We start from the raw sequence: 26494 nt of genomic DNA, 5'->3' as shown, positions 1-26494 counted from the left end.
GACCATGAGTTGTCACGGGACGGCCGGGTGCCTCACGAACGGATAGCTTCCCATAACGCCGTTGACAGTTCCTGATGAGGCAACCCGACCGAGCTGTGGTTCTGCGGCGTGGACCCGACCTTTTCACCTTGCTGCTGCGTGAGGAAGAATTAGTCTGTACAACCACGATCCGAGACACCAATGGGTCGTGGTGAGAATTGTGCCGCCGAGAGCTACCATTCCTCCCAGCACGATTCCCAGTGCTGATAATCCGAAATAGAAGGACAAGGCCGCACCTGCAAGTAGCACGGTGGACAGCAGGTAGGAAAACCGTCGTGGACTCGGCGTGGGGGGAAGCGCCGGAGCGCGAAACATATGGCGAACGACCAAGTTATAGACCAGATCGAGAATCATGCCACGGGGAAATAGTGCCCCTGTGAGAGGAACGATTGCACCCAATCCAAGAATGATAGGCGACTGCAAAATCAATCCGAGAACGATCAAGACAGTGCCCACTGCCGGTGTGAATCGTAGGGGCCATGCGTAACAAGACTTGGCTTCATCATCGAGGCCTCCGAATCCCTGCTTATCCAGATTGGTCTTCGTTAGTTCTCTCAGTGCCGCCACCTTCGATTCCTTGATGCTGGCCATAGGCAACCCCATTTCGCAGATAGGGGCTATTCGTCTTTTCTTAGGACATCTCAATGTTCCTAGGATATCGAACCCATGCCTCCGGCCCGGCAATGAGTGTTCACTCCTACTCCCGGCACCTACATGGCAATCGACCGTGCCAGTGGCAAGCGCGTCACCAGACCCGTCACACCAGCGACCGTCACCATCCCGATGGATGCCGGAGCCCCAGCCGAACGGAATCAGGACCCCCGGTTGGCTGTGAAGCACCTCCAGAAGTTCGCCTTCAATTACCTCGCGGCGACCATCGCCGCCGTGTCATCGAACCTGCGGAAGATATTCGACTTCTTCGTGAAGACCGCCGAACGTGACAGCGGCGAGAGTCTCTCCCGAGGACGCCGACGCAAAGAAGCCACCGGAATACCGTTGAATAAACACAGCGCACTTCCCGCCCTGGCACCGCCGCAGTAGCGGAAACCAACGCCAATTCCGAACGTCACCCCGCGCACCGAACGCTTCAGCTTGCCCACCAGCAGGCTGATTGGCGTTTAAAGCGCAAACCCCCGAGCGGCGAGCGTTAAAACGGCCACCGAACGCGCACTGAGTCGTTAAAAGAAGAAGGCCGGCTGAGCATTTCTGCTCAACCGACCTGTCCACTTGGATTTCATGACAACCATTCCTGGATTTCCTGAAACATCCACTGTGCGCGAGGGGGGACTTGAACCCCCACGTCCTTTCGAACACTGGCACCTGAAGCCAGCGCGTCTGCCAATTCCGCCACTCGCGCGAACTTAGGCAGATTAGCACTTTCCGAGGGCACAACGCCATTCGAGACAGGCAGGCCGCGCGAACACAGGTCTTCGCGGCGTGCCGAACATCCTGAACACGCGCCCGATATGCGCCCGACATGGTGACCCGGACTGGCTCCCGTAGGATGACAACCCTCACCGGGTATTGCCCGGCGGGTGAGTTAACACTTGAGACAAGTAACATGCTCATAGCCGAAAGGATCGGATCGGGAGACCTGTGGGCATTCTGGATAGTTTTGAAAAGGGTCTCGAACGCGCCGTCAACGGTGCGTTCGCCAAGACCTTCAGGTCGGGGCTGCAACCGGTTGAAATCACCTCAGCACTGCGTCGCGAACTCGACACAAAAGCAGCGGTCGTGTCCCGCGATCGCATTCTCGCGCCCAATCGCTTCACGGTGCGAATGAGCCATGCCGACTTCCAGCGCATGTCCGCCCTTGGCCAGACCCTCCTCGACGAACTCACCGAACTCGTGCAGCTGCACGGCCGCGAGCAGCGTTACCAGTTCGCCGGCGGCGTCTCGATCACCCTGTCCGCGGATCGCGGCCTCAGTGAGGGCATGGTCCAGATCGACTCCAGCACGATCAAGGGCAGCGTCGCCTGGATCCCCGTGGTCGAGGTCAACGGCAAGCGCTATCCCCTGACGCAGTCGCACACCGTCATCGGCCGCGGGAGCGACGCCGACATCACCATCGACGACTCCGGCACCTCTCGCCGGCATGTCGAGATCCTCTGGGACGGCTCCCGTGCCCAGGTGCGCGACCTCGGCTCGACAAACGGCTCCCAGCTCAACGGTTCACCGGTCACGCAGGCCATCCTCGAGCCCGATTCAGTCGTCACCATCGGCCGCACCCGCATCGTCTTCCGGGTCATCGCGCAGGCATCCTCTTCCGAGCCGGTGACCGAGCGTCACCGCGACGGCGGCCGCGAACGTCACGACATGGACGGATTCTGGGGACCCACCGCATGAGCGTCAGTGAGCTCACCCTGCTGGTGCTGCGCCTCGGCTTCCTGCTGGTGCTCTGGCTCTTCATCTTCGGCATCGTCTATGCCCTGCGCAGCGACCTGTTCGGCCAGCGCGCCCGCAAGATGCAGGCGGATGCCGCTGGCTCGGCCGGCGCGCCCGCCGCGTTCCCGAGCGCCACGCCCGTGCCGAGCGCCACCCAGCCTCCCGCCGCCGCGGCCTCCGCGCCGACGGAGCAGTTCACGGCTCGGCCTGGCCCGGCGTTCACCGCCGTGGACGACAAGGCCACCAGCCAGAACGCGACCCGCCTCGTGATCACCTCCGGCCCGAAGTCCGGCACTGAGTTCCCGCTCACCGGCGACTCGATCACGATCGGGCGGTCGGGCGACTCGAGCCTCGTCATCCGTGACGACTACACGTCCACCCACCACGCGCGTCTGATGCTCTGGCATGACAAGTGGATGATCCAGGATCTCGATTCGACCAACGGCACCTTCCTGGATGGCAACCGTTTGGCCGTGCCGACCCCGGTCCCCCTGAACACCACCGTCAAGATCGGCGCAACCAGCTTCGAGCTTCGGCGGTAGCTGCATGGCGACAGTCAGTCACAGCGCGGCCGCGTCCCACGTTGGAAAGATTCGGTCCAACAACCAGGACTCCGGCTATTCCGGGCGCCATCTCTTCCTGGTTGCCGACGGCATGGGCGGGCACGCCGGCGGCGACGTCGCTTCGGCGATCGCCACCAAACGCATCATGGATGCTGACCGGGACTTCCAGTCCCCGCAAGACGCCGAGTTCGCCCTGCAGGCGGCGCTGATCGCCGCGAATTCGCAGCTCGCCGAGACCGTGTTCGAGCACGCCGAACTCACCGGCATGGGCACCACCGTCAGCGCGCTGATCGTGCTGGAAGACGAGGTGGCGATCGCGCACATCGGTGACTCGCGCATCTACCTGCTCCGCGAGGGCGAACTCTCCCAGATCACCATCGACCACACCTTCGTACAGCGGCTCGTCGACAGTGGCCGCATCACCGAGGCGGAAGCCATGGTGCATCCGCGCCGCTCGGTGCTCATGCGCGTGCTGGGCGACGTCGAATCGGCGCCGGAGATCGACACCTCCATCCTTGCGACCTTCCCCGGTGACCGCTGGCTGATCTGCTCCGACGGGCTCAGCGGCGTGGTCTCTAATTCGGGCATCGCCGCGGCCCTGCTCAGCCCACTTGACGCCCAGGGCGTGGCCGATCGCCTGGTCAAGGAAAGCCTCGACGGCGGAGCCCCTGACAACGTCACCATCGTCGTCGTCGACATCGGCTCACCCGCCGAACGCATCGACATGCCCACCGTGGTTGGGTCGGCATCCGCTCCCCTCGCCTTCGGCGAGGAGCCCACCCGCGGCCGGGCGCTGCGCATGTCGAGCTTGCGCCTGCACCCCGTGCGTGAAACGCACTTCGAGCCTGACTCCCAGGACTATCTCTCGGAGCTGATCGAGGAAGACAATCGCCGGGCCCGCCGCCGCAAGATCACCTGGCTGGTCGGCATCATCCTGCTGATTCTGGCCATCGTCGGCGCCGGCTTCCTCGGCTACCGGTGGACCCAGTCCCGTTACTACGTGGGGGTGGAAGGCAGCACGGTCGCCATCTTCCAGGGCGTGCAGCAGGACCTCGGCCCCCTCTCCCTGTCCTCCGTCTTCGAGGACACCGACCTGGAGCTGTCCGAACTGCGGGTCTACGACCGGCAGCAGGTCGAAAAAACCATCAGCGCAACCTCCCTCGCGGATGCGTTGCTCATCGTCGAACGGCTCCAAGATGCCAGCGTCCAGTAACCGGTCCACGACGACGGATGCGCCTGCGCGCCCGCCCCGCACAGGTCGCGTGCGCCGACTGCACCTGCCCCAGAAGCTGCGCAACCTCGAGTTGGTCCTGCTGCTCATCGCCTGCGGCATCAACGCGGCCACCGTTGTGCTCGTGCAGCTCGGCGCGCTCGGCCGAATCGACACGACACTGGTGCTGCTCGGCGCCGGCCTGTCGGTGCTGGTTCTGGCCATGCACGTGGTGCTGCGCGTCGTGGCCCGCGAGGCCGACCCGTTCATCCTGCCCATCGCCACCCTGCTCAACGGCCTCGGCATCGCCATGATCTACCGCATCGACCTGGCCAACGAAGAGTCCGGCTGGGCCAGCGCCTCCGTACGCCAGACCGTGTGGAGCGCCCTGGCCATCGGCTGCGCGATCGCGGTCATCCTGATCATCCGCAACCACCGGGTGCTGTTCCGCTACACCTACATCGCCGGGTTCGTCGGTGTGGCACTGTTGCTGCTCCCGCTCGTTCCCGGCCTCGGCCGCGAGGTCAGCGGGGCGCGCGTCTGGATCGGCGTCGGATCCTTCGCCACCTTCCAGCCGGGCGAGATCGCGAAGATCGCCCTGGCCGTCTTCTTCGCCGGCTACCTCGTGCGCAACCGCGACAGCCTCTCCATGGTGGGCAAGAAATTTCTTGGCATGCGTTTCCCGCGCCTGCGCGACCTCGGCCCGATCCTTGTCGTCTGGGCGCTGTCCATGTCCGTGATCATCTTCCAGCGCGACCTCGGAACCGCCCTGCTCTACTTCGGTCTATTCCTGGTCATGCTCTACCTGGCCACCGGCCGCCTCAGCTGGGTGCTGCTGGGCATGTCCCTCTTCCTCGGCGGTGCCCTCATCGCCAGCCAGACCCTGGACTACGTCAACGGCCGGTTCCAGAACTGGCTCGACGCCCTCAACCCGGATGTCTACGGGGCCGACGGCGGCAGCTACCAGCTGGTGCAGGGGCTCTTCGGTCTCGCCAAGGGCGGGCTCATCGGCACGGGCTTGGGCCAGGGGCGTCCAGAGATCACCCCCGTCCCCCAAAGCGACTACATCATCGCCAGCCTCGGCGAGGAACTCGGCCTGGCCGGCATCTTTGCGATCCTCGCGCTCTACCTGCTCCTCGTCGCGCGCGGCTTCCGCATCGGCTTCGCCGGCAATGACGACTTCGGCAAGCTGCTCGGCGTGGGTCTCTCCTTCGTCATCGCCCTGCAGTGCTTCATCGTGATCGGCGGCGTCACCCGTGTGATTCCCCTCACCGGTCTGACCACACCCTTCCTCGCCGCCGGCGGGTCCTCCCTCGTCGCGAACTGGATCATCGTGGCCCTGCTCCTGCGCCTGTCCGACACGGTGCGCAACCAACCCAGGCTGGTGGTCTGATGAATCGTGAACTCAAACGAGTGAGCATCGTGGTCATGCTCATGTTCGTGGCCCTGCTCGTCTCCACGACAATCGTGCAGGTCTTCCAGGCAGACAGCCTGTCCGCGGATGCCCGCAACACCCGCACGCTCTACGACAGCTACTCCGTCGAACGCGGTCCGATCCTCGTCGCGGGCGAGCCGATCGCCCAGTCGATGCCCGCCGACGATGAATACAAGTTTCAGCGCACCTACAGCAACGGGCCGCTCTACGCCCCGATCACCGGGTTCATTCCGCTCAACGGTGCGCCCACCGGGCTGGAGCATTCCCTTAACGGCGAACTCAGCGGAACGTCCGACGCCCAGTTCTTCGACAAGATGAACGCCCTGATCACCGGCCAGAACCCCAAGGGGGCTTCTGTGGAGGTCACGATCGACCCGGTCGCGCAGCAGGCCGCCTGGGATGCCCTCGGCGACCTCACCGGCTCCGTCGTCGTCTCCGAGCCGGCGACCGGTCGCATCCTCGCCCTGGTCTCCAAGCCCAGCTACGACCCGAACCTGCTCACCGTGCACGACAACCAGCAGGTCACCGACAACTATCAGTCGCTGCTGAACGACGACGGTAACCCGCTGCTCAGCCGCGCCACCAAAACCCTCAACCCACCCGGCTCGGTGTTCAAGCTGGTCGTGATGACGGCCGCCTTGGAATCGGGCAAGTTCACCCCGGAGAGCACCTTCCCGAACCCGCCCACGTACCAGCTGCCCGGCTCGTCGGCGGTCGTCATCAACTCCGGCGGCGGCACCTGCGGCGGAGGGGACACCGTCACTCTCGCCACCGCCCTGCGTCTCTCCTGCAACATTCCACTGGCCGAACTAGGTCTGCAGCTGGGCAACAAGGCCATTCGCGACACGGCCGAGAAGTTCGGCTTCAACAGCGACTATTCGATCCCCCTCGACGTGTCTCAAAGCGTGTACCCCACGGTTCTCGACGACGCCCAGACCGCACTCTCGGCCTTCGGCCAGACGGATGTCCGTGCGACGGCCCTGCAGATGGCGATGGTTTCAGCCGCGATCGCCAACGGCGGCCAGCTGATGACGCCCAACCTCGTCGACAAGGTGACCGCACCGGACCTGAGTCCGATTCAGGTCTTCGAGCCGGAAGCAATGAAACGGGTGATGAGCGCCGAAACGGCGGCAACACTGAACCAAATGATGGTCAACGGAGTCCAGGATGGCGCCGCCAGCAATGCAAGAATAGACGGGGTTAAGGTGGCAGGTAAAACGGGCACGGCGGAGAACGCCGAGGACGAGCCTTACACCCTGTGGTTCACCGGATTCGCTCCTGCGGAGGATCCGAAATATGCGATCACCGTTCTCGTTGAAAATGGCGGGGGACTTGGCCAGACAGGGTACGGCAATCTGCTTGCCGCACCTATTGCAAAGGAAGTACTAGAGGCGGTGCTGAACAAATGAGACCCACATCAGGGCTCACCTTCGGGGGACGATACGAGCTGCAGTCCCGGATCGCCATTGGCGGGATGGGCGAGGTTTGGAAGTCGATCGACCTCGTAATCGGTCGCACGGTCGCCATCAAGATTCTCAAGGACGAGTACCTCGGTGACCCTGGGTTCCTCGAGCGGTTCCGCGCCGAGGCCCGTCACGCCGCGCTCGTCAACCACGAAGGCATCGCCAACGTGTTCGACTACGGCGAAGAAGACGGCAGCGCCTTCCTCGTGATGGAACTCGTACCCGGTGAAGCACTGTCCACCATCCTCGAGCGCGAGCATGTCCTCCCCGCGGACAAGGTGCTGGACATCGTCTCCCAGACGGCCGCCGCACTTCACGCCGCGCACGCCGCCGGACTCGTGCACCGCGACATCAAGCCGGGCAACCTGTTGATCACGCCCGAAGGCCGCGTCAAGATCACCGACTTCGGCATTGCCCGCATCGCCGACCAGGTGCCGCTTACCGCGACTGGCCAGGTCATGGGCACCGTGCAGTACCTCTCACCCGAGCAGGCCAGCGGCCGCTCCGCCTCGCCGACCACCGACATCTACTCGCTCGGCATCGTCGCTTACGAAAGCCTCGCCGGCCGCAGGCCGTTCACGGGCGAGTCCCAGGTCGCGATCGCCATGGCGCAGATCAATGAGACCGCCCCCGACCTGCCCGACACGGTGTCGGAGCCGGTGCGCAACCTGGTGATCTCCTGCCTGGCCAAGAACCCCGCGGACCGTCCGGCCTCGGCCGCGCACCTGTCCCGTGCCGCCGCAGCCCTCCGCCGCGGCGACATCGCGGCCGCTGCGGCATCCGTGCCTGCCATCATGAACGGCGTCACGCCCACCTCCGCGACCATGTTGATGCCCGGCGCCGGCGGAATGCAGGCCACGACCGTGCTGCCCACCGGAGCGCCCGCGACGCGTGCCTCCGCGACGGCGGAACCCGAGGAAAAGAAGCGCAGCCCGTGGACCTGGCCGCTGATCGGCCTGATCGGCCTGCTCGCGCTCGTACTCACCGGCACCCTGATCGCCCTGTTCACACAGGACAACACGACGCCGGTGGAGACGCCGACCACGTCGGCACCGGCATCGGTGACTCCGTCCCCGAGCAAAACGCCCACCCCCTCGGCGACCCCCGCGCCATCGCCGACCCCAACGAGCAACACCGTCGAAGTCAGTCTGGCCGACTACCAGGGACTGACCAGCACGGAGGCGCGCGACAAGCTGTCCGGGCTGGGATTCGTAGCGGATGTCCAAGCCGGCAACGCGGCCACCACCCCGGAGCAGATCGCCGACACCGTCTACGACGTGAACCCCACCGGCCCGGTGACGAAGGGTTCCACGATCACGGTCACGGTCTACGCCCCCGCCGTCACCCCCGACGACCCGACCGCGGCGCCCACCGTCGCCCCCGCCTCGGTCGCCGCCGGAGCAGAGGCCACGGTCACCTGGGCTGCACAGTCCTGCCCAAGCGGCCAGACCCTCTCCGGCTATGAGGTCGTGGCCGACGGCGACGCCGTCTCCCCCGGCCCGATCAGCCCGGACGCCACCTCTACGAAGATCACCGCGGGTCCCGACGCCGGCACCTTCACGGTCAAGTTCCGCTACATCTGCGGCCAGGTCGCATCGGCCTACTCGAAGTCCAGCACACCTGTCACCGTCACCCCGGCGGCGTAGCGGAGGCTCAGGAAGGTACGGCTAAAATACGGTGAACTGTGTGCGCGAGCTGGGAGTAATGCTTTGACTGATGAAGGCCGTCTGCTCGCCGGTCGTTACCGGGTGGGTGCGCTCCTCGGGCGAGGTGGAATGTCCGATGTGCACATCGGCACCGATTCCCGGCTCGGCCGCACGGTCGCGATCAAGCTGCTCAAGTCATCGCTTGCCGCCGACCCGGCATTCCGCACCCGCTTCCGCCAGGAGGCGCAGGCGGCCGCCCGTATGGCTCACCCCACCATCGTGCGCGTCTTCGACGCGGGCGAGGAGTCTGTCTCCGAGATCGGCGGCCACGAATCGCAGATCCCGTTCATCGTGATGGAATACGTCGACGGTCGACTGCTCAAGGACATCATCCGCGAGGGCGCGGTTCAGCCCGACGAGGCCGTTCGCATCATCGTCGGCGTTCTGACAGCCCTCGAATACTCTCATCGCGCGGGCGTCGTGCACCGCGATATCAAGCCCGGCAACATCATGATCACCAAGACAGGTCAGGTCAAGGTGATGGACTTCGGCATTGCCCGGGCCATCTCCGACTCCTCGACGACCGTGGCGCAGACCACGGCGATCCTGGGCACCGCCTCCTATTTCTCCCCCGAGCAGGCCAAGGGTGAATCGGTGGATGCCCGCACCGACCTCTACTCCACGGGCGTGGTCCTGTTCGAGATGCTCGCCGGTCGCCCTCCATTCCGCGGTGACTCCGCCGTGGCCGTCGCCTACCAGCACGTCAGCGAAGCCCCGGTCGAACCGAGCTCGATCAACTCCCGGGTGTCCCCCGCACTCGACGCCGTCGTGCTGCATTCCCTGGCGAAGGACCGTTTCACGCGCTACCAGAGTGCCGTGGAGTTCCGCACCGACGTCGAGCTGGCCGGGTCAGGGCAGATTCCGGAGTACCACACGTCCGATGACTCCAGCGGCGGGCTGTTCGCTGCTGCCCCGCTGGCGGCTTCCGGCTCCGAGCTCGCGCTCAAGCAGCTCACCGAAGACGAAACCATGGTGCGCACGCAGCGCCGCCCACCCGTGATCTGGATCTGGGCCGGTATCCTCAGCGTCATCGTCATCGTGCTCTCCGTCATGATCTGGGCCTTCAGCCTCACGCCAAGCGTTGATCTGCCCGACAACTCGCGCCGGGTGCCGTCGCTCACCGGATTCAGCTATGAGAACGCCCAGAATTCACTTCTGGACCGTGACCTGGCCGCGATCCGGGCCGAGGAGGCCAGCGCCACGGTGCCCAAGGACCAGGTGATCCGCACAGACCCTCCGGCAGGCACGATCGCCCAGCCGACCGACCTGATCGAGGTTTATGTCTCCACCGGCGCCCAGCCGGTCGACGTTCCGGATGTCACCAACCTGCCCCTCGCCGACGCCCAGACCGCGGTGACGGACCTCGGCCTCACCGCGGGGTCGGTCACTCGGGAGAACTCTCCGACCATCGCCGCCGGTCTGGTGCTCCGAACCGACCCAGTCGCCGCGACGACGGAAAAAACTGGTGTCACGGTCGATTTCATCGTCTCCAGCGGCCTCGTAGCCCTCCCCGACCTCGAGGGTCAGCTCCTGAGCGCGGCGATCGATATGCTCGCCGCAGCCGACGTGCAGTTGTTCCCCATCCCCACACCCGATGAGACATGTCCCCAGCGGGATGGCTCGCCGGTGACCCAGCAGTCCCTCGCTCCGGGCGACGTGCCCCAGAAGTCCGAGGTTACGCTGGTCTACTGCACTGGCCCGGCTGCCGACTGAGTCCCGGCCCGGCGGCTGACTGCCTCAGCTGAGCTTCAGCAGGGGAGTGAGCCCCTGGGCCGTCTTCCGGGCGCCGGGCAGTCCGGCCAGAGCCAGCCAGTTGGCCACCATCAGGTAGCCGCCCTCGGTCAGCACCGACTCGGGGTGGAACTGCACACCCAAAATGGGGGCGCTCACGTGCCGGAGCCCCATGATCACGCCGCCCTGCGTGCGTGAGGTGACGATCAGGTCGCTCGGCACGGTGCCGTCGACGACGGCGAGCGAGTGATACCGCGTCGCTGAGAACGGCTGCGGCACGCCGGCGTAGAAGTCGCTGCCGTCGTGCGTGATCAGGCTGGTCTTGCCGTGCATGAGTTCTTCGGCGTTGGTGACCGTGGCCCCGAAGGCCTCGGCAATCGCCTGGTGCCCCAGGCAGACGCCGAACAGGGGCTGGCCGGAACCGAGGGCGGCGCGCACGATCGGTACGGAGACGCCGGCGTCGGACGGCTTGCCGGGACCGGGTGAGATGAGCACGCCGTCAAATTCCGCGATGCGGGCCGCGGCCTCCTCCGGCTCGAAGGCATCGTTGCGCAGCACGACCGTTTCGGCTCCGAGCTCCATCAGGTAGCCGTTGAGCGTGTAGACGAAACTGTCGTAGTTATCGATGACGAGGATGCGGGTCATGGGCTTCCTACCGTGACTTCCTGATTGTTGACAATGGAATCCACCCATGGGAACGCCCAGGTGGCAAGCACGAACAACATGGCTGTGAGCAACACGAACACCAGCACGATCCGGAGCCAGACCGGTCCGGGCAGAACCCGCCAGAGAGCAGCGTACATCCGAGCCTCCTAGCCCTGGGCCTGGGCCTGGGCCTGGGCATTGATAACGGTCGCGACTTCGGCCGGCGGGCCGGCAGATGTCGGTTGCCACGCCTCGAGAACACCGTACGCGATGATGCGCTCGGCCGTGGAGAGCAGGGGATTGCAGCTCGTGAGCGTGATGAACCGGTCGACGGGCGCCACATCCGGATTGTGCGGCACCGGCGCGATCACATCGACCGCGGTCGGGGCGACGTACTCGAGGTCGCGGAACCGGTAGGTGTAATAGCCGTCGGCGGTCTGAACGTAGATCGCGTCGCCCAGCTGGAGTTCGTTGATCAGGTGCATGCCACCGCCGTTAGCGCTGCGGTGCGCCGCCAGGGCGAAGTTGCCGACCTCACCGGGCATCTGGGTGTCGGGGTAGTGGCCGATCCCCGACCGGGAGCTGTTGAGCACATTGTTACCGATCCCCTCGGCGATGGACCGGTGATAGTCCGCCCCGAATCGCGGCACGTAGAGCACGGCGAAGGATTGGGCGCTGGGGGGAGCCTCACGGACGACCGGGTCACCGAAGTCGGCCGGGGCCGACTCCCCCGGGTCGGTTGTCTGCGGGGTATCCGCGGCCTGATCGCGACTGGACCGCTCGTCGTCAATCCAGGTCTGGCTGATCTCGGCCGCCGCCTTCGACTGCTGACCGGCCATAATCATGTCATTCCACCAGAGTTGCCAGCCCAGGAATGCGAGCACGAGAACGCCGGCCGTGATGAGCACCTCGCCGATGATCCCCACGGCACTGAGTCGCGGGCGACTCTTGTGGCGGGGGGCGTGGCGGGTCGCCTCTGCGGGAGGCTGATCTGCTCGCTCGGACATGGTCTCAATTCTAATCGGGGAGGTGGGTCCTCTCTGCCGGGCGCCTGCCGGTCGATCCAGCCAAAGACGCTAGAATCGCAGGCATGTCACGCTCGAATCCCCGCAGCAAGCCCGCCCGCACCGAGGTCGCCCGCTCCGGCGAGGCCGGTCCGAACGCCGTGTGGTTCAAGCCGGTGATGTTCGGTTTCATGCTCATCGGGCTGGCCTGGATCATCGTCTTCTACGTGAGCCAGGGAACGCTGCCCGTCGCTGGTTTCGGGTCGTGGAACATTCTGGTCGGTTTCGGGATCGCCTTCGTCGGCTTCCTGATGACCACCCGCTGGCGCTGATCCCGCCCTTATCCGGCCCGGTTGTCACACCTGTCGAGACCCCGTCCCGCACCCCCGCGACGGGATAATGACAACGGTGTAATTATCCCCATGTGGACAAACCTGTGGATAACTTTTCCGGGAGGCGACCGCGGCCGAACCGCTCGCTGAATCCCGGCACTGTGTCTCACATTGTGCACCTGCTAAGGTGCTGTGTGAAACCAAGCGGGGGCACCGGCCGAGACGCGGTCGAGACGTGTTTCCGCTGTGTGAGAAGAGGCGTAACTCATGAAAGCATCAGCAGAACTCGGCTCCAACCTTCAGTCCGTTCTCGTCGACCTGATCGAGCTGCACGTGCAAGGCAAGCAGGCGCACTGGAGCGTCGTGGGCAAGAACTTCCGGGACCTGCACCTCCAGCTCGACGAGATCATCGACGATGCCCGACTATTCACCGACCAGCTGGCCGAGCGGATGCGCGCGCTCGACGCCCTGCCGGACGGCCGAAGCGAGACGGTCACGGCGACCACCCACCTGCCCAAGTTCCCCGCCGGAGAGGTGGACACCTCGGAGACCGTCGGCCTGGTCACCGAACGCCTCGACGCGGCGGTCGACAACATCCGTGCCGTTCACGACGCGGTCGACGAGGAAGACCCGACGAGCGCCGACATCCTGCACGGCTTTATCGAGAAGCTGGAACAGTACGCCTGGATGGTCAGCGCCGAGAACCGCACCCCGCGCAAGGCGCCGGCCAAGGCCCCGACCAGGCCAGCCGGCAGGGCCTGAGTCGGAAGCTGCGCCTCCTGTTTCACGCACCTGCACACGGAGCCTGGTGTGGTCGGTACCAAACCAGGAGGTCGGTTTGACGAGGATAGAAAGTCCGGGACCGACCTGGCTGACCGTGCCCGGGAAACGCACGGCGGAGTCCAGCCTGCGCGACGCCGCAACGGCTGCCTTCGCAGTGAACGGAGACGCGGGGCGGGCCCTGGAGCTCTCCCGCGCGCTCGGCGGCTCCGTTCCCCGACCAGGGTCAGGGCGAACGCTGCGCCTGCTTGAAACCCTGGCTTCCCTGGCCGCCGCGGACCTCACGGCCGCGCGGGTAGCCGAGGCGCACCTGGACGCCCTCGCCATCCTCGACCAGGCCGCCCTGCATCCGGCCGGGCTCGTCGCGGGGGGCAGCCCGGAACCGAGCTGGGGCGTCTTCGCCGCCGAGGCCGCGGGGTCTCGTCTCGAGGCGAGACCGGTCGGCGGCGCACGGTGGCGTCTCGACGGCACGAAACCCTGGTGCTCGCTCGCCGGCTCGCTCAGCCACGCCCTGGTCACGGCGAACACCGCGGCCACCACCCAGCGGCTGTTCGTGGTCGACCTGGCCGACCCCGGCATCACCGTCCGCACGGACGCCTGGGTGAGCCGAGGGCTCCCCGCCGTGCCGAGCGGACCGGTCGAGTTCCGAGGCACTATGGCCCAGCCGGTCGGCGACGACGGCTGGTACCTCCGCAGACCGGGCTTCGCCTGGGGCGGGATCGGCGTCGCGGCCTGCTGGTGGGGTGGCGCCGTGGGTCTGGCCAGGCGGGTCTGGGAGTCCGTACTCGAGCGAGAGCCCGATCAGATCGCGCTCGCGCACCTGGGCGCCCTCGACCTCGCACTGACCGCCGCCGGGACCTCCCTGGCTGCCGCCGCGGCGGCGATCGACGCCGGGGACGCCGTCGGCGACCAGGGCGCACTCCTGGCAGCGCGGGTGCGCGGCCAGGTCGCGCGCACGGTCGACGAGGTGATCACCCGCACGGGCCACGCGCTCGGCCCCGCGCCGCTCGCCTTCGACGCTCGGCACGCTGGGCGCATCGCCGATCTGCAGCTCTACGTTCGCCAGCACCACGCCGAACGGGACGACGCGGCGCTCGGCCGCCGACTACGGGACGCCGGGGTATCCCCGTGGTGAGCTTCAGTCACACGGATGCTGGCACGGCCGAAACCGTGTGGACGGCGGTGCACGGTGATGCGGCCGGCGTGCAGGCACTGCGCATCGACGAATTGCGCCGACTCGTCGTGGTCGCGTCGCATCCCGACGACGAAACGCTCGGTGCCGGCGGGCTGATCGCCCGGGCCGGGGGAGCCGGAGTTCCGGTGACGGTTGTGGTGCTCACCAATGGTGAGGCCTCCCATCCCCGGTCCCGTACGCACGACCCCGGGCGGCTTGCGGAATTGCGCCGGGTTGAGGTGACGGCTGCCGTCACCGCCCTGGCGCCCACGGCCCTGGTGCGCCTGGTCGAGCTCCCCGACGGATCCCTCGCCGAGCGCCCGGAGGAGGCGTCCCGGGCGATTTCCGTTGAACTCGGGGCCGGCGGGCCGGGAACCTGGTTGGTCGCCCCCTGGAGCCTGGACGGCCATCCTGACCATGCGGCGGCGGCCGAGGCCGCCCGCCACGCGGCCCGCGGCCGAGGTGTCAGCCTCTTCGAATACCCGATTTGGGCCTGGCACTGGTCCACCCCGGGGGACCCGATCTGGTCGGACGGCGTGCTGCGAACCCTTGACCTGGCGCCCGAAGACCGTCGGCGTAAATCTAGGGCAATGGCTCTGCATATCAGTCAGGTGCAGCCGCTGTCCGAGCTGCCCGGCGACGAAGCGATCATCCAGGCGGCCTTCGGTGCGCACTTCGAACGCGAGTATGAGATTTTCATCGAGATCGAAACTGAGAAAGAGTCGGGGAATAGAGCGAGTCTGGCCGGGGATTTCTTTGAGGAGTTCTACGCCGGGAACCGTGACCCGTGGAGTTTCGAAACTCGCTGGTACGAGGAGCGCAAGCGGTCACTGACCCTGTCGGCGCTGCCTCGGAAACGCTACCGAGCGGCGCTGGAACTGGGCTGCTCGATCGGCATGCTGACGGCTGGTCTTGCCGACCGGTGCGACACTGTCGCCGCGGTCGACATCGCCGAGCAGCCGCTCCAGGTCGCCCGCGCCCGGCTGGTGTCACGCCCCAGCGTCACTTTCGCACGGCTCACCCTGCCCACCGAGTGGCCGGAGGGCTCCTTCGATCTCATCTTGTTCTCCGAGGTCGGGTACTACTTCTCGGCGGAGGAATTGCGAGCGGTTCTCGGGCGATGCCGCGACAGCCTTGCTGCCGGTGGTGTGCTCGTGGCCTGCCACTGGCGGCATTCCGTGCCGGAATATCCACTGACCGGCGACCAGGTGCACGCAGAACTCGGCAGGCTGGCCGGGTTCGAGCGCACGGTTGAGCATCGGGAACGCGACTTCCTGCTCGAGGTGTTCGAAGCCGCGCCGGCTCGCTCGGTCGCACAACGTGAAGGCCTGGTTCCGTGAGCGGCCGCGGCGCGATCGACAGAATCATCGTCGTGGTACCGGCCCGCAATGAGGAGGAGCTCCTGCCGAGATGCCTGTCGGCATTGGCCGTGGCCGTCGGAGAGGTCGGCGGGGTGGCCGGTCAGGCGCCGCCGGTCATCGACGTCGTGGTCGTGCTCGACCGGTGCAGCGATGGTACAGCCGACGTCGCCTCGGAGTGGCCGATATTCGCGAGCATCCAGACGAACGGTGGCGCCGTCGGCGTTGCCCGCCGCGCCGGGGTGCGGCACCTTGTGCCGACCTCTGACCGGTTCACCTCGGCGACGTGGATCGCGACGACGGATGCCGACTCCGCTGTGCCGCCGAACTGGCTGACCGTTCAGCTCGCATTCGCCCGCAACTCCATCGATCTCGTCCTCGGAACCGTGGTTCCCGACGACGGGTTGTCCGACGGAGGCAGGGAACGGTGGGACGCCCAGCACCGCCTGGTCGAGGGCCACACCTATGTGCACGGTGCGAACCTCGGAGTGCGCGCCGACCGGTATTTGCACGCCGGAGAATTCGCGCGCGTCGACGGGCATGAGGACGTGCGGCTGGTCTCCGCCCTGCGTAGTCTCAGGGTGAGCGAGATTCGCACCGAACTGATCCCCGTTGTTACCTCCGGTCGCCTCGCCGGGCGCACTCCAGAAGGATTCGCCGGCTATCTGCGTGATCAGGCGGCCGAAGCCACTTCCTAGGGGAGTGAGTTCTCATCGTTTGGTTGTGTCGCTCCCGGAAGGTCGCGGGCTGACCGCACTGCGGGCACGCGTTCATCCCCGGCGGAGCGCCGTGCCCGGCGTCGAACCAATTCGACGGAGATTCTGGGTCAAACACCTGTTCCTCAGCTCAAACGGGCTGTTTAGAGAAGAATCTCCGTCGAATTCGTTCGGGCAGAGTAGCTGCAGGCCTCGGGCTCGACAGACACGGCGGTTGGGCCGCACGTACCGCCCGCCCCGCGGTCCCATGCGCGCCTGCGTCGGTATCGGGAACAACCTTCTCCGCCACCCTCCGCGAACCCACATTGCCCCGGGCAATCGGGGCTCACTCGGCGAGCTAGGTCAGGAACATCGCACCGCTGACGACCACCAGAAACGCCCCGAAAGTCGTTATCAGCACGGTCTGCAGCCGCTGCTGCTTGATGCGGCGGGTCTGCACGAAGATCAGCCCGACCACCGCACCAGCGATCAGACCGCCCACGTGCGCCTGCCAGGCCACATTCAGCCCCGGTAGGAATCCGATCACCAGGTTGATGCCGACCAAGATCAAAAGCTGGGTCGCGTTGCCGCCCAGGCGTCGCTGGATGATCAGGAACGCGCCCATCAGGCCGAAGATGGCGCCGGAGGCGCCGACAACGGGAATCCGGGGGTCGGACAGGAACAGGACGCCCAGGGATCCGGCGAGGCCGCTCAGCACGTACAGGGCGAGGAAACGGCCACGACCGAGCATTCCCTCAAGGATCTGACCGAAGATCCAGAGCGTGTACATGTTCAGCAGTACGTGGAAGATGGAGCCGTGCACGAGCACGCTCGTCAGCATGCGCCAGGGCTCAAAGCTCCCGGGAGAGGAGTAAACGCCCGCGTACCAGAGGAGGCTGGTGAAACCAGCACCCAGGATGAACTGCAGCAGGTATATCGCCAGTGTGACGCCGATGATCACTGTGGTCACCGGGTGCGAGGTGCTCTTCAGCCGGGTCAGGATGGCCGGCTTGGTGCGCGGGGCATTCCTGCGCTGTTCGTTCATGCACTCGGGGCAGATCACGCCGACGGCGCCCTGAGTCTGGCAGTCAGGGCAGATTGTGCGGCCGCAGCGCTGGCAGAGGATGTAACTCTGCCTGCCCGGATGCCGGTAGCAGAAGTTAGCGGCGGTTCCGGGCAGGCCTGTCATCGTAGGCGGAGCCTAGACCTGCTCGACGGTGACGCTCTCGATGACGACTTCGGTCTGCGGACGGTCGCGGCCGTCGGTGGGCACGGTCGCGAGCTTGGCGACGATCGCACGGGACTCCTCGTCTTCGACGGCACCGAAGATGGTGTGCTTGCCCTGCAGCCAAGTCGTCGGCACGACGGTGATGAAGAACTGCGAACCGTTGGTTCCGCGTCCGCCCTGGATACCGGCGTTCGCCATTGCGAGCACGTACGGCTGTGTGAAGTCGAGGTCCGAGTTGATTTCATCGTCGAACTGGTAGCCCGGTCCACCGGTGCCCTGGCCGAGCGGGTCGCCGGCCTGGATCATGAAGTCCTTGATGATGCGGTGGAAGACCGTACCGTCGTAGAGAGGTGCGTTGGAGGTTTGACCGGTGGCGGGGTGCTTCCACTCGATCTCGCCGGTTGCGAGACCGACGAAGTTCTTGACGGTCTTCGGCGCGTGATTGCCGAAGAGGTTGACCTTGATCGGTCCGAGGGTGGTATTGAGCGTTGCGACGGCGGTGTGCTTAGACATGGACTCAATTCTTGCACAGCCGGATTAGTGGATTCCGATCAACACCGGCTCCACCCAGAGCCCTCCCAGACGATTGCGTGGCAAGATGGACAGTGTTCGCCACATGACATCGATGGAGGGTCCAGATGAGCCTGTCACGCAAGCGCCGCAAGGAACTTACTCGGCTGCGTAAGAGCGCAGACGAATTATGGAACAACCAGCAGGAAGTGCTCGAGCGTGCCAACGCCATTGCAAGGGAGGCCAGCCGCCAGGCCGGCATCCTCACCCGTGAGGAAGTAGCTCCGCGCGTGCGTGAAAGCTATGAGCACCTTTTGCGCCCTGGAGTGCAGGCCACTCAGGATCTCGCCGAAGGTGTTCGCCACCAGGTCATCGACCGGGTGTTGCCCGGAATCGGCAGCGGAATCGGCACGGCCATCGGCTCGGTGATGAGCGTCGGGGACGTTGCCCGCGACGCCCGCGTTCGTGCGGCACTGAACCGCGTGCGGTTCCAGAAGCCTGTAGTGCTAGAGAACAAGGGTCCTGGCGCCGGCACCTACATCGCACTCGGCGTTGCCCTGGCCGCCGCCGCAGGCGTCGCCTACGCCGTCTGGCAGACCTTCCGCGCCGACGACGAGCTGTGGGTCGCTGAAGATGATCCCGCCGCCGCCACGTCAGTCGAAGACTAGACCGCAGCACCGCAACACCAGGGGAGGGCCCGCATCCAGGGGATGCGGGCCCTCCCCTTTTTTTTTCGGGTTGCCGGCTCAGCCGAGAAGAGTCGTCGAGGCACCCTCGAGTTCTTCGAGCTGCGTCAGAATCGACATGACGACAATCACGTCGATGACCACATTGAACAGCGCAGCGACGATCGAGAGGATCAGCCCGATCTGTGCCAGCTCCCGGCGATTCGAGCGCCGCAGCGCGATAATGCCGAGCACACTCCCTACGATCGCGAGCAACAGGCCGAGAACCGGGAGCCAGCCGCCGGCGAAGGCCACAATGCCCATCCAGAGGGCCGTGATCGCGAGCCTGTCGGCTGTGGGCCGGGAGGGCGGCATTGCGGCGGCTGGTGCGGGGCGGTTGCTGGCTGACATGCGCCTCACCGTACCAAATCGCAGGCTGAAGCTATGCGAAAGTGACTGAGGGCCGATAAATGGAGAACGCCCGGCCCCAAAGAAAGGGGCCGGGCGTTCTTCCTTGTGGAGCCACGGGGAATCGAACCCCGGACCTCCTGCTTGCAAAGCAGGCGCTCTACCAATTGAGCTATGGCCCCGCATGATTACAGGGATTGCATGCCGCGGTGTCAAAACTTTTCTTGCGTGGGGATACCGGGATTTGAACCTGGGACCTCTTCGTTATCAGCGAAGCGCTCTAACCAACTGAGCTATATCCCCCTAATGGGCAGGTTTGAGACTACCCGATTCGGCGGGATTGTCCCAATCGAGCCGCAAAGCGACCCGACCAGCGACATCCGACGACTAGTTGTTGGTGAATCCGACGAGCAAGCCGCCGGTGATTTTCACACTCAGGTTGTACAGAACCGCGTACACGGCTCCCAGCGCAGTGATGACGACCGTGTTCAAGATGGCCACGACGAAGGCGAAGCCCATCACGTTCCCGATGGACAGGATACTGGCCAGATCGGACGAGGCGCCGGCGATATCGGTGTAGAGGTCATCGACCTTGCCGAAGATGCCCGTTCCGTTCAGGATCGTAAAGATCAGGAACGTGGCCACGATCGTGACGATGCCCAGGCACAGAGCGATCAGGAAAGACAGTTTGACAGCCGACCAGAAATCCACGTAGACGAGCTTGAGCCGCACCTGCTTGGTCGCGGCCGGCTTGCGGCTGGATTTCTTGGCGAGCTTTTCGGCGACACTACTCATTTACAGGTTCTTCCTCTCCCAAGGCGTTTTCCGGTTCGGCCGCGAGAATCTCGGCCACCAGATTGCGCTCGGTGTTTTTCGCAATGGCGATGATTCTGTCTTCATCCGCAAACTTAGCGAAAACAACGCCCATTGTGTCCCGTCCCTTGGCCGGGACTTCGGAGACGTCAGAGCGTACCACCTTGCCGCTGGCAAGTACCACGAGCACCTCGTCTTCCTCGTCGACGATCAACGAACCCACCAGGTCGCCACGGTCGTCGTTGAGCTTGGCCACCTTGATGCCCAGGCCGCCTCGGTTCTGGAGGCGGTACTGGTCGGCTGCGGTGCGCTTGGCGTAACCGCCCTCGGTCACGACGAACACATAGCCGTCGCCCGAGACCACGGATGCGTCCAGCAGGCTGTCCTCGCCACGAAAGTGCATTCCGATGACGCCGGAGGTGCTGCGTCCCATCGGGCGCAACGCCTCATCCGACGCCGTGAACCGGATCGACATTCCTTTTTTGGAGACGAGCAGCAGGTCGGAGTCGTTTTCGACCAGCAGGGCCGAGACAAGTTCGTCGCCCTCGCGCAGCTTGATCGCGATGATGCCGCCCGTGCGGTTCGTGTCGTATTCGCGCAGCTCGGTCTTCTTAATCAGGCCGTCGCGGGTCGCAAGCGTCAGGTACTGAGCCACGCCGTAGTCGCGAATGTCCAGGATCTGCGCGATCTCCTCACCCGGCTGCAGCGCCAGTAGGTTGGCGACGTGCTGGCCCTTCGCGTCCCGGCCGGATTCCTGCGCTTCGTAGGCCTTGGCCCGGTAGACGCGTCCGGTGTTCGTGAAGAACAGCAGCCAGTGGTGCGTGGTCGTGACGAAGAAGTGCTCGACCACGTCGTCCGCCCGCAGCTGGGCTCCCTTGACACCCCTGCCGCCGCGGTGCTGATTGCGGTAATTGTCACTGCGCGTGCGCTTGATGTAGCCGCCGCGGGTAACCGTGACCACCATCTCCTCTTCGGGGATGAGGTCCTCGATCGACATGTCACCGTCGAAGCCGAACATGATCTCGGTGCGCCGGTCGTCGCCGAACTTGTCGGTGATCTCGGTGAGCTCATCGCTGATGATGGTGCGCTGACGCTCCGGGCTGGCCAAGATTGACTGGAACTCCACGATCTGCAGTTCCAACTCGGCAGCCTGATCGATGATCTTCTGACGTTCCAGAGCAGCTAGACGTCGCAGCTGCATGGTCAGGATCGCATCGGCCTGGAGCTTGTCCACGTCCAGCAGTTCCATCAGGCCGGTACGAGCGTCGTCGACGGTGGGGGAGCGACGGATGAGGGCGATCACCTCGTCGAGGGCGTCGAGGGCCTTGAGATAGCCGCGCAGGATGTGCGCATCCGCTTCGGCTTTCTTCAGGCGGAACTGGGTGCGCCGCACGATGACCTCGACCTGATGGGCGACCCACGCGTTAATGAAGCCGTCGAGGGACAGGGTGCGCGGCACCCCGTCGACGATGGCCAACATGTTCGCGCCGAAGTTCTCCTGCAGCTGGGTGTGCTTGTAGAGGTTGTTCAGCACGACCTTCGCCACCGCGTCGCGCTTGAGAACGATCACAAGGCGCTGGCCCGTGCGGCCACTGGTTTCGTCACGGATGTCGGCGATGCCGCCGATCTTGCCGTCCTTGACCAGGTCGGCGATCTTGATCGCGAGGTTGTCCGGGTTGACCTGGTAGGGCAGCTCGGTGATCACCAGGCAGGTGCGACCCTGGAGCTCCTCGATGCTCACCACGGCACGCATGGTGATGGAACCACGGCCGGTGCGATAGGCATCCTGGATGCCCTTGATGCCGAGGATCTGAGCGCCGGTGGGGAAGTCGGGGCCCTTGATGCGCTGGATCAGCGCTTCGAGCAGTTCATCGCGGGTCGCGTCGGGGTTCTGCAGGTACCACAGGGCGCCGGCCGCCACCTCGCGCAGGTTGTGCGGCGGGATGTTTGTGGCCATACCCACGGCGATGCCGACCGAGCCGTTGACCAGCAGGTTAGGGAAGCGGGAGGGCAATACGGTGGGCTCGAGTGTGCGGCCGTCGTAGTTGTCCTGGAAATCGACGGTGTCCTCGTCGATGTCGCGCACCATCTCGAGAGCGAGCGGGGCCATCTTCGTTTCGGTGTACCGTGGGGCTGCGGCGCCGTCGTTGCCGGGGGAGCCGAAGTTGCCTTGCCCGAGGGCCAGCGGATAACGAAGGCTCCAAGGCTGCACGAGGCGCACGAGCGCGTCGTAGATCGAGGAGTCACCGTGGGGGTGAAACTGCCCCATCACGTCGCCCACCACGCGAGCACACTTGGAGAACGCCTTGTCCGGACGGTAGCCGCCGTCGAACATAGCGTAGATGACGCGACGGTGCACGGGCTTCATGCCGTCGCGCACGTCGGGCAGCGCGCGCCCGACGATGACGCTCATCGCGTAGTCGAGGTAGGAGCGTTGCATTTCCAGCTGCAGGTCGACCTGATCGATCTTGCCGTGCTGCACGAGGTGCGCAGCCTTGGCCGCGGTGTCTGCTGCCACGGACGCGGCGTCCATGTCGGTCCCGTCGGGGCCCTCGCCCGAGGTGCCGCCGGTGTTGGAGTGGTCAGATGTCAAGGAAACGCACGTCCTTCGCGTTCTTCTGGATGAAGTTACGGCGGGACTCGACGTCTTCGCCCATCAAAGTGGAGAAGATTTCGTCGGCGGCGGCAGCATCGTCGAGGGTGACCTGCAGCAGAGTGCGGGACTCGGGTGCCATCGTGGTTTCCCACAGCTCCTTGTAGTCCATCTCGCCCAGACCCTTGTAGCGCTGGATCCCGTTGTCCTTCGGAATGCGCTTGCCGGCCGCGGCTCCGTCTTCGAGGAGCGCGTCGCGCTCTCGGTCGGAGTAGACGTACTCGTGTGTCGAGTTCGCCCATTTGAGGCGGTACAACGGCGGCTGGGCCAGGTAGACATATCCGAGATCGATAAGTGGCCGCATATACCGGAAGAGCAATGTGAGCAGCAGGGTCGTGATGTGCTGGCCGTCGACATCGGCGTCGGCCATCAAAACGATCTTGTGGTACCGCACCTTGTCGGGGTTGAACTCTTCGCCCATGCCGGCGCCGAAGGCCGTGATCATGGCCTGAACCTCGGCGTTGCCGAGGGCACGGTCGAGCCGGGCCTTCTCCACGTTCAGGATCTTGCCCCGCAGGGGCAGAATCGCCTGGAACTCGGGGTTGCGGCCCTGCACGGCGGATCCGCCGGCCGAGTCACCCTCCACGATGAAGATCTCGGAAAGCGATGGGTCCTTGCTCTGGCAGTCCTTAAGCTTGCCGGGCATGCCGCCACCCTCGAGGAGTCCCTTGCGCCGGGCGGTCTCTCGCGCTTTGCGGGCGGCCATCCGTGCGTTCGAAGCTTGAAGCGCCTTGCGGATAATTTCCCGCGCCGGGTTGGGGTTGCGGTTGAACCAGTCGGATAGCTGGTCGTTGGCGACCTTCTGCACGAAGGACTTCGCCTCGGTGTTGCCCAGCTTGGTCTTCGTCTGTCCCTCGAACTGCGGTTCGGCGAGCTTGATCGAGACCACGGCGGTCAGGCCCTCGCGCACGTCGTCACCAGTGAGGTTGTCGTCTTTTTCCTTCAGGATGCCCTTTTCCCGGGCGTATTTGTTGACGAGGGTGGTGAGCGCGGCGCGGAAGCCCTCCTCGTGGGTGCCTCCCTCGTGGGTGTTGATCGTGTTCGCGTAGGTGTGCACGCTCTCGGTGTAGGCGGTGGTCCACTGCATGGCCACTTCAAGCGCCATCTTGCGTTCGTGATCTTCCCACTCGAACGAGATGATCTCGTCGTTGACCAGGTCGGCTTTCTTGGCCCGGTTGAGATATTCGACGTAGTCGACAAGGCCGTTCTCGTAGAGGAAGGTCCTGGTGACCGGCGTGCCCTCGTCGTCGAGGTTCTGCGGGCGCTCGTCGGTGAGCGTGAGGCTGAGTCCCTTATTCAGGAAGCCCATCTGCTGGAAGCGGGCTCGCAGAGTCTCGAAGTCGAAGTCCGTGGTCTCAAAGGTCTCCGAACTTGGCCAGAACGTGATGGTGGTGCCGGTTGCATCCGACGGCTCGTCCATGGTGAGGGGAGCGTTGGGCACGCCGTCGTGGAAGCTCTGGCGCCAGACGTGACCCTGACGGCGTACCTCCACCTCGAGGCGGCTGGACAGCGCGTTGACAACCGAGCTGCCCACGCCGTGCAGACCGCCGGACACCGCGTACCCTCCGCCGCCGAACTTGCCTCCGGCGTGCAGCACGGTGAGCACGACCTCGACGGTCGAGCGGCCCTCCGCCTTGTGAATGTCGACCGGAATTCCTCGGCCGTTGTCGGCGACGCGAACCGCGCCATCCGTCAGGATCTTAATGTCGATGGTGTCGCAATAACCGGCGAGGGCCTCGTCGACTGAGTTGTCCACGATCTCGTAGACGAGGTGATGCAGACCGCGAGGTCCGGTGGACCCGATATACATTCCGGGTCGTTTACGAACGGCTTCAAGTCCCTCGAGAACTTGGATATCGTCTGCGCCGTATCCGTGCTCCGGCTCGATCTGTGGGTCAACTGACATCTGTAATGGGGCTCCTGACCGTCGCGCGGGCGACCCTTTAGCCTACCAAAGACGCCAAGCACTGCGGGCCAAATCGGGCATCTGCGGCGTTTAATGCACCGTGTTGACCTGTTTTGTCCAGTTACCCATAGGTATCGCGTGGACCGCGCCCTGGAATTGATCTGGGACCCTTTTTCCAAGAGGGGGCGTTAGGTCCTTGAAAACGGATCGACTCGATGCCTGCGTCCGGATACTTCACGGCGATATGCGTCATTATCTCCACCCGCATCATGCGCAGCTGCGTCGCCCAGGCCGTCGACTCGCACTGCACCGTCAAAACGCCCTCGTCGATTCCAACCGGGGTCGAGTGTTTCGACGTCTCCTCGCCGGCCAGCAGGGCCCAGGAAGCAAGCAGCTCCGATTGGGCCAGTGGTGAATTCCAACCCAGCTGCAGCGTGAGCGATTTGATCGTATCGCTCAGTCCCCGAGGATCCCGGCCCGCACCGAACGGAACGCTCGAGCCGATTTCGGCTCCAGGACGCCGTCGGGCGCGGCTGCGCTTGGCGTTTGGGTCACCGAATACATCCTTGAAGCGCAGGTAGACCCGGGAGGCCTCGCTCGGCTCAGCCATCGACGACCGCCCCGGCATGGATGTGGATGGTGTGCTCGGTGAGTTCTTCCGGCACGTCTTCGAGCACCGCCGCGGTGATCAGGACCTGTTCGAAACCGGTGACGGCGGCGGCCAGACGTCTCCGGCGGCTCAGATCCAGTTCGGCGAAGACGTCGTCGAGGATCAGGACCGGGTCGCCCGTCGTTGAGTCCCGGCGCAGCAGCTCCGCCGAGGCGAGTTTCAGGGCGAGGGCGAACGACCACGACTCACCATGGCTGGCATAGCCCTTGGCGGGCAGTGCATTGAGCGCGAAGACCAGGTCGTCCCGATGCGGTCCGACCAGGGTCATACCCCGGTCGAGCTCCTTGCGACGAAGGGCGGCCAGTGCCGTGCGAAACGAGTCCCCGGTGGTCGATCCTGTCGAAACCGAGGCTGACGAAACCGAACCGGTGGGAACCGAGCCCGTCGAGGCCATCGCCTCCATCGCTGCATCCTCGTCTGCACCCAGGATGCTGAGCGATGGAACCAGCATCGGCCCATGGTCTTCCCCCGCGACCGCCCGGTACGCAGCACCCAGGGGTGGCCCGAGCAGGCGAACGAGTTCGGCCCGCTCGTCGATGATCTCGGAGCCGAGAGCAACGAGGCGATCGTCCCAGATCTCGAGTGTTCCAAGCTGGGTGGTGCGCACCCCCGAGGCCCGCGCCGACTTCAGAAGCGTATTCCGCTGGCGCAGCACCCGGTCGTAGTCGGCCAGAACCCCGCTAAGCCGGGGGGTGCGCAGCACGAGCAATTGGTCGAGGAATCGCCGGCGCCCGGACGGGTCACCCCGAACCAGCGCCAGGTCTTCAGGGGCGAAGAGCACGCTGGAGAAAAAACGTGGGAGTTCTCGAGTCTTGATCACCGACCGGTTGACTTGGGCCCGGTTCAAGCCCGAGCGGTTGATCTGCACCTCGGTCAGGATCTCGCGGCCGTTGAACTCGAGCTTGGCCCGGATGATGCCGGCGTCGCGACCGGCCCTGATCATGGCGGACGTGTTGGAGACCCGGTGCGAACTGAGGGTACTGAGGAATCCCAGGGCCTCGACGAGATTGGTCTTTCCCTGCCCATTCCGGCCCACGATCAGATTGGGTCCCGGCGCGAACGGCACCTCGACCTGCGCATAGTTGCGAAAGTCGGTCAGAGAAAGGTGTTGGACCCGCACT

The 26494-nt window shown here is 65.1% G+C and carries 26 protein-coding genes and 3 tRNA genes; 14 read left to right on the top strand and 15 right to left on the bottom strand.

The features are described 5' to 3' along the window. Positions 1 to 123 precede the first annotated feature (123 nt). Positions 124 to 630 carry a DUF4395 domain-containing protein gene (locus E3O47_RS04410; RefSeq protein ID WP_166784794.1) on the bottom strand — a complete coding sequence of 169 codons (507 nt, stop codon included), beginning with the start codon at positions 628 to 630 and terminating at the stop codon, positions 124 to 126. 123 nt (positions 631 to 753) lie between these two features. Here E3O47_RS04410 and E3O47_RS04405 point away from each other — a divergent pair, with 123 nt between their 5' ends. Beyond that, the gene (locus tag E3O47_RS04405; protein ID WP_134419613.1) at positions 754 to 1080 is read left to right on the top strand and encodes a hypothetical protein; all 327 of its coding nucleotides are present in this window, start codon (positions 754 to 756) and stop codon (positions 1078 to 1080) included. Positions 1081 to 1312: 232 nt separating this feature from the next. Here the strand turns inward: E3O47_RS04405 and E3O47_RS04400 are convergent. Further along, a tRNA-Leu gene (locus tag E3O47_RS04400) sits at positions 1313 to 1396 on the bottom strand. Positions 1397 to 1635: 239 nt separating this feature from the next. On the opposite strand from E3O47_RS04400, the gene E3O47_RS04395 reads away from it, so the two are divergent. The 7 genes from E3O47_RS04395 to pknB all read left to right on the top strand — a co-directional run bounded on the left by E3O47_RS04395 (position 1636) and on the right by pknB (position 10514). After that, positions 1636 to 2385, top strand: coding sequence for a DUF3662 and FHA domain-containing protein (locus E3O47_RS04395; protein WP_104100621.1), 750 nt, complete (start codon positions 1636 to 1638; stop codon positions 2383 to 2385). Continuing rightward, positions 2382 to 2966 carry an FHA domain-containing protein gene (locus tag E3O47_RS04390; protein ID WP_134419611.1) on the top strand — a complete coding sequence of 195 codons (585 nt, stop codon included), beginning with the start codon at positions 2382 to 2384 and terminating at the stop codon, positions 2964 to 2966. Before E3O47_RS04395 ends, E3O47_RS04390 begins: the two co-directional genes overlap by 4 nt. A 4-nt stretch (positions 2967 to 2970) precedes the next feature. Continuing rightward, positions 2971 to 4200 (top strand): PP2C family serine/threonine-protein phosphatase, encoded by a 1230-nt coding sequence (locus tag E3O47_RS04385; RefSeq protein WP_104100623.1) that lies wholly within the window; start codon positions 2971 to 2973, stop codon positions 4198 to 4200. Then, the gene (locus E3O47_RS04380; protein WP_104100624.1) at positions 4184 to 5590 is read left to right on the top strand and encodes an FtsW/RodA/SpoVE family cell cycle protein; all 1407 of its coding nucleotides are present in this window, start codon (positions 4184 to 4186) and stop codon (positions 5588 to 5590) included. The genes E3O47_RS04385 and E3O47_RS04380 overlap by 17 nt, the downstream gene beginning before the upstream one ends. Beyond that, the gene (locus E3O47_RS04375; RefSeq protein WP_104100625.1) at positions 5590 to 7041 is read left to right on the top strand and encodes a penicillin-binding protein 2; all 1452 of its coding nucleotides are present in this window, start codon (positions 5590 to 5592) and stop codon (positions 7039 to 7041) included. The genes E3O47_RS04380 and E3O47_RS04375 overlap by 1 nt, the downstream gene beginning before the upstream one ends. Continuing rightward, on the top strand, positions 7038 to 8741 hold the full coding sequence (locus E3O47_RS04370; protein ID WP_104100626.1) for a protein kinase: 1704 nt from the start codon (positions 7038 to 7040) through the stop codon (positions 8739 to 8741). Before E3O47_RS04375 ends, E3O47_RS04370 begins: the two co-directional genes overlap by 4 nt. 63 nt (positions 8742 to 8804) lie before the next feature. Further along, complete coding sequence (pknB, locus tag E3O47_RS04365) at positions 8805 to 10514, top strand: Stk1 family PASTA domain-containing Ser/Thr kinase (RefSeq protein WP_134401973.1); 1710 nt, start codon at positions 8805 to 8807, stop codon at positions 10512 to 10514. A 24-nt stretch (positions 10515 to 10538) separates the two neighbouring features. Here pknB and E3O47_RS04360 read toward each other — a convergent pair whose 3' ends face one another. Genes E3O47_RS04360 through E3O47_RS04355 form a run of 3 tightly spaced genes read right to left on the bottom strand, consistent with a single transcriptional unit; the run spans position 10539 to position 12184 of the window. Next, a complete protein-coding gene (locus E3O47_RS04360) occupies positions 10539 to 11177 on the bottom strand; it encodes a gamma-glutamyl-gamma-aminobutyrate hydrolase family protein (protein ID WP_104100628.1) in 639 nt (212 codons plus the stop codon). Continuing rightward, positions 11174 to 11335: a DUF4175 domain-containing protein gene (locus E3O47_RS15870; protein WP_146067669.1), complete on the bottom strand. Its 162-nt coding sequence runs from the start codon at positions 11333 to 11335 to the stop codon at positions 11174 to 11176. The genes E3O47_RS04360 and E3O47_RS15870 overlap by 4 nt, the downstream gene beginning before the upstream one ends. 9 nt (positions 11336 to 11344) lie before the next feature. Further along, positions 11345 to 12184: a class E sortase gene (locus E3O47_RS04355; RefSeq protein ID WP_134419609.1), complete on the bottom strand. Its 840-nt coding sequence runs from the start codon at positions 12182 to 12184 to the stop codon at positions 11345 to 11347. A gap of 83 nt (positions 12185 to 12267) precedes the next feature. Between E3O47_RS04355 and E3O47_RS04350 the strand changes: the two genes are divergently transcribed. The 5 genes from E3O47_RS04350 (at position 12268) to E3O47_RS04330 (ending at position 16523) form a co-directional block, all read left to right on the top strand. Beyond that, a complete protein-coding gene (locus E3O47_RS04350; RefSeq protein ID WP_104100630.1) occupies positions 12268 to 12513 on the top strand; it encodes a cell division protein CrgA in 246 nt (81 codons plus the stop codon). Between the two features lie 267 nt (positions 12514 to 12780). Next, the gene (locus E3O47_RS04345; RefSeq protein WP_104100631.1) at positions 12781 to 13275 is read left to right on the top strand and encodes a DNA starvation/stationary phase protection protein; all 495 of its coding nucleotides are present in this window, start codon (positions 12781 to 12783) and stop codon (positions 13273 to 13275) included. Positions 13276 to 13351: 76 nt separating this feature from the next. Then, complete coding sequence (locus E3O47_RS04340; protein WP_134401971.1) at positions 13352 to 14428, top strand: acyl-CoA dehydrogenase; 1077 nt, start codon at positions 13352 to 13354, stop codon at positions 14426 to 14428. Next, the gene (locus tag E3O47_RS04335) at positions 14422 to 15807 is read left to right on the top strand and encodes a bifunctional PIG-L family deacetylase/class I SAM-dependent methyltransferase (protein ID WP_134419607.1); all 1386 of its coding nucleotides are present in this window, start codon (positions 14422 to 14424) and stop codon (positions 15805 to 15807) included. The genes E3O47_RS04340 and E3O47_RS04335 overlap by 7 nt, the downstream gene beginning before the upstream one ends. After that, a complete protein-coding gene (locus E3O47_RS04330) occupies positions 15804 to 16523 on the top strand; it encodes a glycosyltransferase family A protein (RefSeq protein ID WP_104100634.1) in 720 nt (239 codons plus the stop codon). The genes E3O47_RS04335 and E3O47_RS04330 overlap by 4 nt, the downstream gene beginning before the upstream one ends. Before the next feature lie 355 nt (positions 16524 to 16878). Here the strand turns inward: E3O47_RS04330 and E3O47_RS04325 are convergent, their stop codons facing one another. Together E3O47_RS04325 and E3O47_RS04320 are read right to left on the bottom strand one after the other, a co-directional pair. Continuing rightward, positions 16879 to 17709, bottom strand: coding sequence for a rhomboid family intramembrane serine protease (locus tag E3O47_RS04325; RefSeq protein ID WP_104100635.1), 831 nt, complete (start codon positions 17707 to 17709; stop codon positions 16879 to 16881). Between the two features lie 12 nt (positions 17710 to 17721). Beyond that, the gene (locus E3O47_RS04320; protein ID WP_104100636.1) at positions 17722 to 18261 is read right to left on the bottom strand and encodes a peptidylprolyl isomerase; all 540 of its coding nucleotides are present in this window, start codon (positions 18259 to 18261) and stop codon (positions 17722 to 17724) included. A gap of 125 nt (positions 18262 to 18386) precedes the next feature. Between E3O47_RS04320 and E3O47_RS04315 the strand changes: the two genes are divergently transcribed. Continuing rightward, on the top strand, positions 18387 to 18926 hold the full coding sequence (locus tag E3O47_RS04315; RefSeq protein ID WP_104100637.1) for a hypothetical protein: 540 nt from the start codon (positions 18387 to 18389) through the stop codon (positions 18924 to 18926). 78 nt (positions 18927 to 19004) lie between these two features. Here E3O47_RS04315 and E3O47_RS04310 read toward each other — a convergent pair whose 3' ends face one another. The 8 genes from E3O47_RS04310 to recF all read right to left on the bottom strand — a co-directional run bounded on the left by E3O47_RS04310 (position 19005) and on the right by recF (position 26493). After that, positions 19005 to 19334 (bottom strand): hypothetical protein, encoded by a 330-nt coding sequence (locus tag E3O47_RS04310; protein WP_134401969.1) that lies wholly within the window; start codon positions 19332 to 19334, stop codon positions 19005 to 19007. 106 nt (positions 19335 to 19440) lie between these two features. Continuing rightward, positions 19441 to 19513 (bottom strand) — tRNA-Ala (locus tag E3O47_RS04305). Positions 19514 to 19560: 47 nt separating this feature from the next. Then, a tRNA-Ile gene (locus E3O47_RS04300) sits at positions 19561 to 19634 on the bottom strand. A gap of 84 nt (positions 19635 to 19718) precedes the next feature. Next, a complete protein-coding gene (locus E3O47_RS04295) occupies positions 19719 to 20126 on the bottom strand; it encodes a DUF3566 domain-containing protein (RefSeq protein ID WP_104100639.1) in 408 nt (135 codons plus the stop codon). Continuing rightward, positions 20119 to 22677: a DNA gyrase subunit A gene (gyrA, locus tag E3O47_RS04290; RefSeq protein ID WP_104100675.1), complete on the bottom strand. Its 2559-nt coding sequence runs from the start codon at positions 22675 to 22677 to the stop codon at positions 20119 to 20121. The genes E3O47_RS04295 and gyrA overlap by 8 nt, the downstream gene beginning before the upstream one ends. Positions 22678 to 22726: 49 nt before the next feature. Then, positions 22727 to 24703, bottom strand: a complete 1977-nt coding sequence (gyrB, locus tag E3O47_RS04285; RefSeq protein WP_134419605.1) for a DNA topoisomerase (ATP-hydrolyzing) subunit B — start codon at positions 24701 to 24703, stop codon at positions 22727 to 22729. A gap of 121 nt (positions 24704 to 24824) precedes the next feature. Continuing rightward, positions 24825 to 25313, bottom strand: a complete 489-nt coding sequence (locus E3O47_RS04280) for a DciA family protein (RefSeq protein ID WP_233191367.1) — start codon at positions 25311 to 25313, stop codon at positions 24825 to 24827. Then, positions 25306 to 26493: a DNA replication/repair protein RecF gene (gene recF, locus E3O47_RS04275; RefSeq protein ID WP_134342737.1), complete on the bottom strand. Its 1188-nt coding sequence runs from the start codon at positions 26491 to 26493 to the stop codon at positions 25306 to 25308. Before recF ends, E3O47_RS04280 begins: the two co-directional genes overlap by 8 nt. Position 26494 lies beyond the last annotated feature (1 nt).

Source organism: Cryobacterium sp. TMT2-17-1 (genome assembly GCF_004402765.1).
GTDB classification, from domain to species: Bacteria; Actinomycetota; Actinomycetes; order Actinomycetales; family Microbacteriaceae; genus Cryobacterium; species Cryobacterium sandaracinum.
This window is presented reverse-complemented; position numbering and strand designations above follow the sequence as displayed.

Excerpts from the sequence above, each read along its gene's own strand:
- E3O47_RS04320 (WP_104100636.1), bottom strand. The coding sequence starts at position 18,261 with ATGTCTAAGCACACCGCCGTCGCAACGCTCAATACCACCCTCGGACCG.
- E3O47_RS04280 (WP_233191367.1), bottom strand. The coding sequence starts at position 25,313 with ATGGCTGAGCCGAGCGAGGCCTCCCGGGTCTACCTGCGCTTCAAGGAT.
- gyrA (WP_104100675.1), bottom strand. The coding sequence starts at position 22,677 with ATGGACGCCGCGTCCGTGGCAGCAGACACCGCGGCCAAGGCTGCGCAC.
- E3O47_RS04310 (WP_134401969.1), bottom strand. The coding sequence starts at position 19,334 with ATGTCAGCCAGCAACCGCCCCGCACCAGCCGCCGCAATGCCGCCCTCC.
- E3O47_RS04375 (WP_104100625.1), top strand. The coding sequence starts at position 5,590 with ATGAATCGTGAACTCAAACGAGTGAGCATCGTGGTCATGCTCATGTTC.
- E3O47_RS15870 (WP_146067669.1), bottom strand. The coding sequence starts at position 11,335 with ATGTACGCTGCTCTCTGGCGGGTTCTGCCCGGACCGGTCTGGCTCCGG.
- E3O47_RS04380 (WP_104100624.1), top strand. The coding sequence starts at position 4,184 with ATGCCAGCGTCCAGTAACCGGTCCACGACGACGGATGCGCCTGCGCGC.
- E3O47_RS04370 (WP_104100626.1), top strand. The coding sequence starts at position 7,038 with ATGAGACCCACATCAGGGCTCACCTTCGGGGGACGATACGAGCTGCAG.
- E3O47_RS04315 (WP_104100637.1), top strand. The coding sequence starts at position 18,387 with ATGAGCCTGTCACGCAAGCGCCGCAAGGAACTTACTCGGCTGCGTAAG.
- E3O47_RS04360 (WP_104100628.1), bottom strand. The coding sequence starts at position 11,177 with ATGACCCGCATCCTCGTCATCGATAACTACGACAGTTTCGTCTACACG.
- gyrB (WP_134419605.1), bottom strand. The coding sequence starts at position 24,703 with ATGTCAGTTGACCCACAGATCGAGCCGGAGCACGGATACGGCGCAGAC.
- E3O47_RS04385 (WP_104100623.1), top strand. The coding sequence starts at position 2,971 with ATGGCGACAGTCAGTCACAGCGCGGCCGCGTCCCACGTTGGAAAGATT.
- E3O47_RS04325 (WP_104100635.1), bottom strand. The coding sequence starts at position 17,709 with ATGACAGGCCTGCCCGGAACCGCCGCTAACTTCTGCTACCGGCATCCG.
- E3O47_RS04405 (WP_134419613.1), top strand. The coding sequence starts at position 754 with ATGGCAATCGACCGTGCCAGTGGCAAGCGCGTCACCAGACCCGTCACA.
- E3O47_RS04350 (WP_104100630.1), top strand. The coding sequence starts at position 12,268 with ATGTCACGCTCGAATCCCCGCAGCAAGCCCGCCCGCACCGAGGTCGCC.
- E3O47_RS04390 (WP_134419611.1), top strand. The coding sequence starts at position 2,382 with ATGAGCGTCAGTGAGCTCACCCTGCTGGTGCTGCGCCTCGGCTTCCTG.
- E3O47_RS04295 (WP_104100639.1), bottom strand. The coding sequence starts at position 20,126 with ATGAGTAGTGTCGCCGAAAAGCTCGCCAAGAAATCCAGCCGCAAGCCG.
- E3O47_RS04410 (WP_166784794.1), bottom strand. The coding sequence starts at position 630 with ATGGCCAGCATCAAGGAATCGAAGGTGGCGGCACTGAGAGAACTAACG.
- E3O47_RS04355 (WP_134419609.1), bottom strand. The coding sequence starts at position 12,184 with ATGTCCGAGCGAGCAGATCAGCCTCCCGCAGAGGCGACCCGCCACGCC.
- E3O47_RS04345 (WP_104100631.1), top strand. The coding sequence starts at position 12,781 with ATGAAAGCATCAGCAGAACTCGGCTCCAACCTTCAGTCCGTTCTCGTC.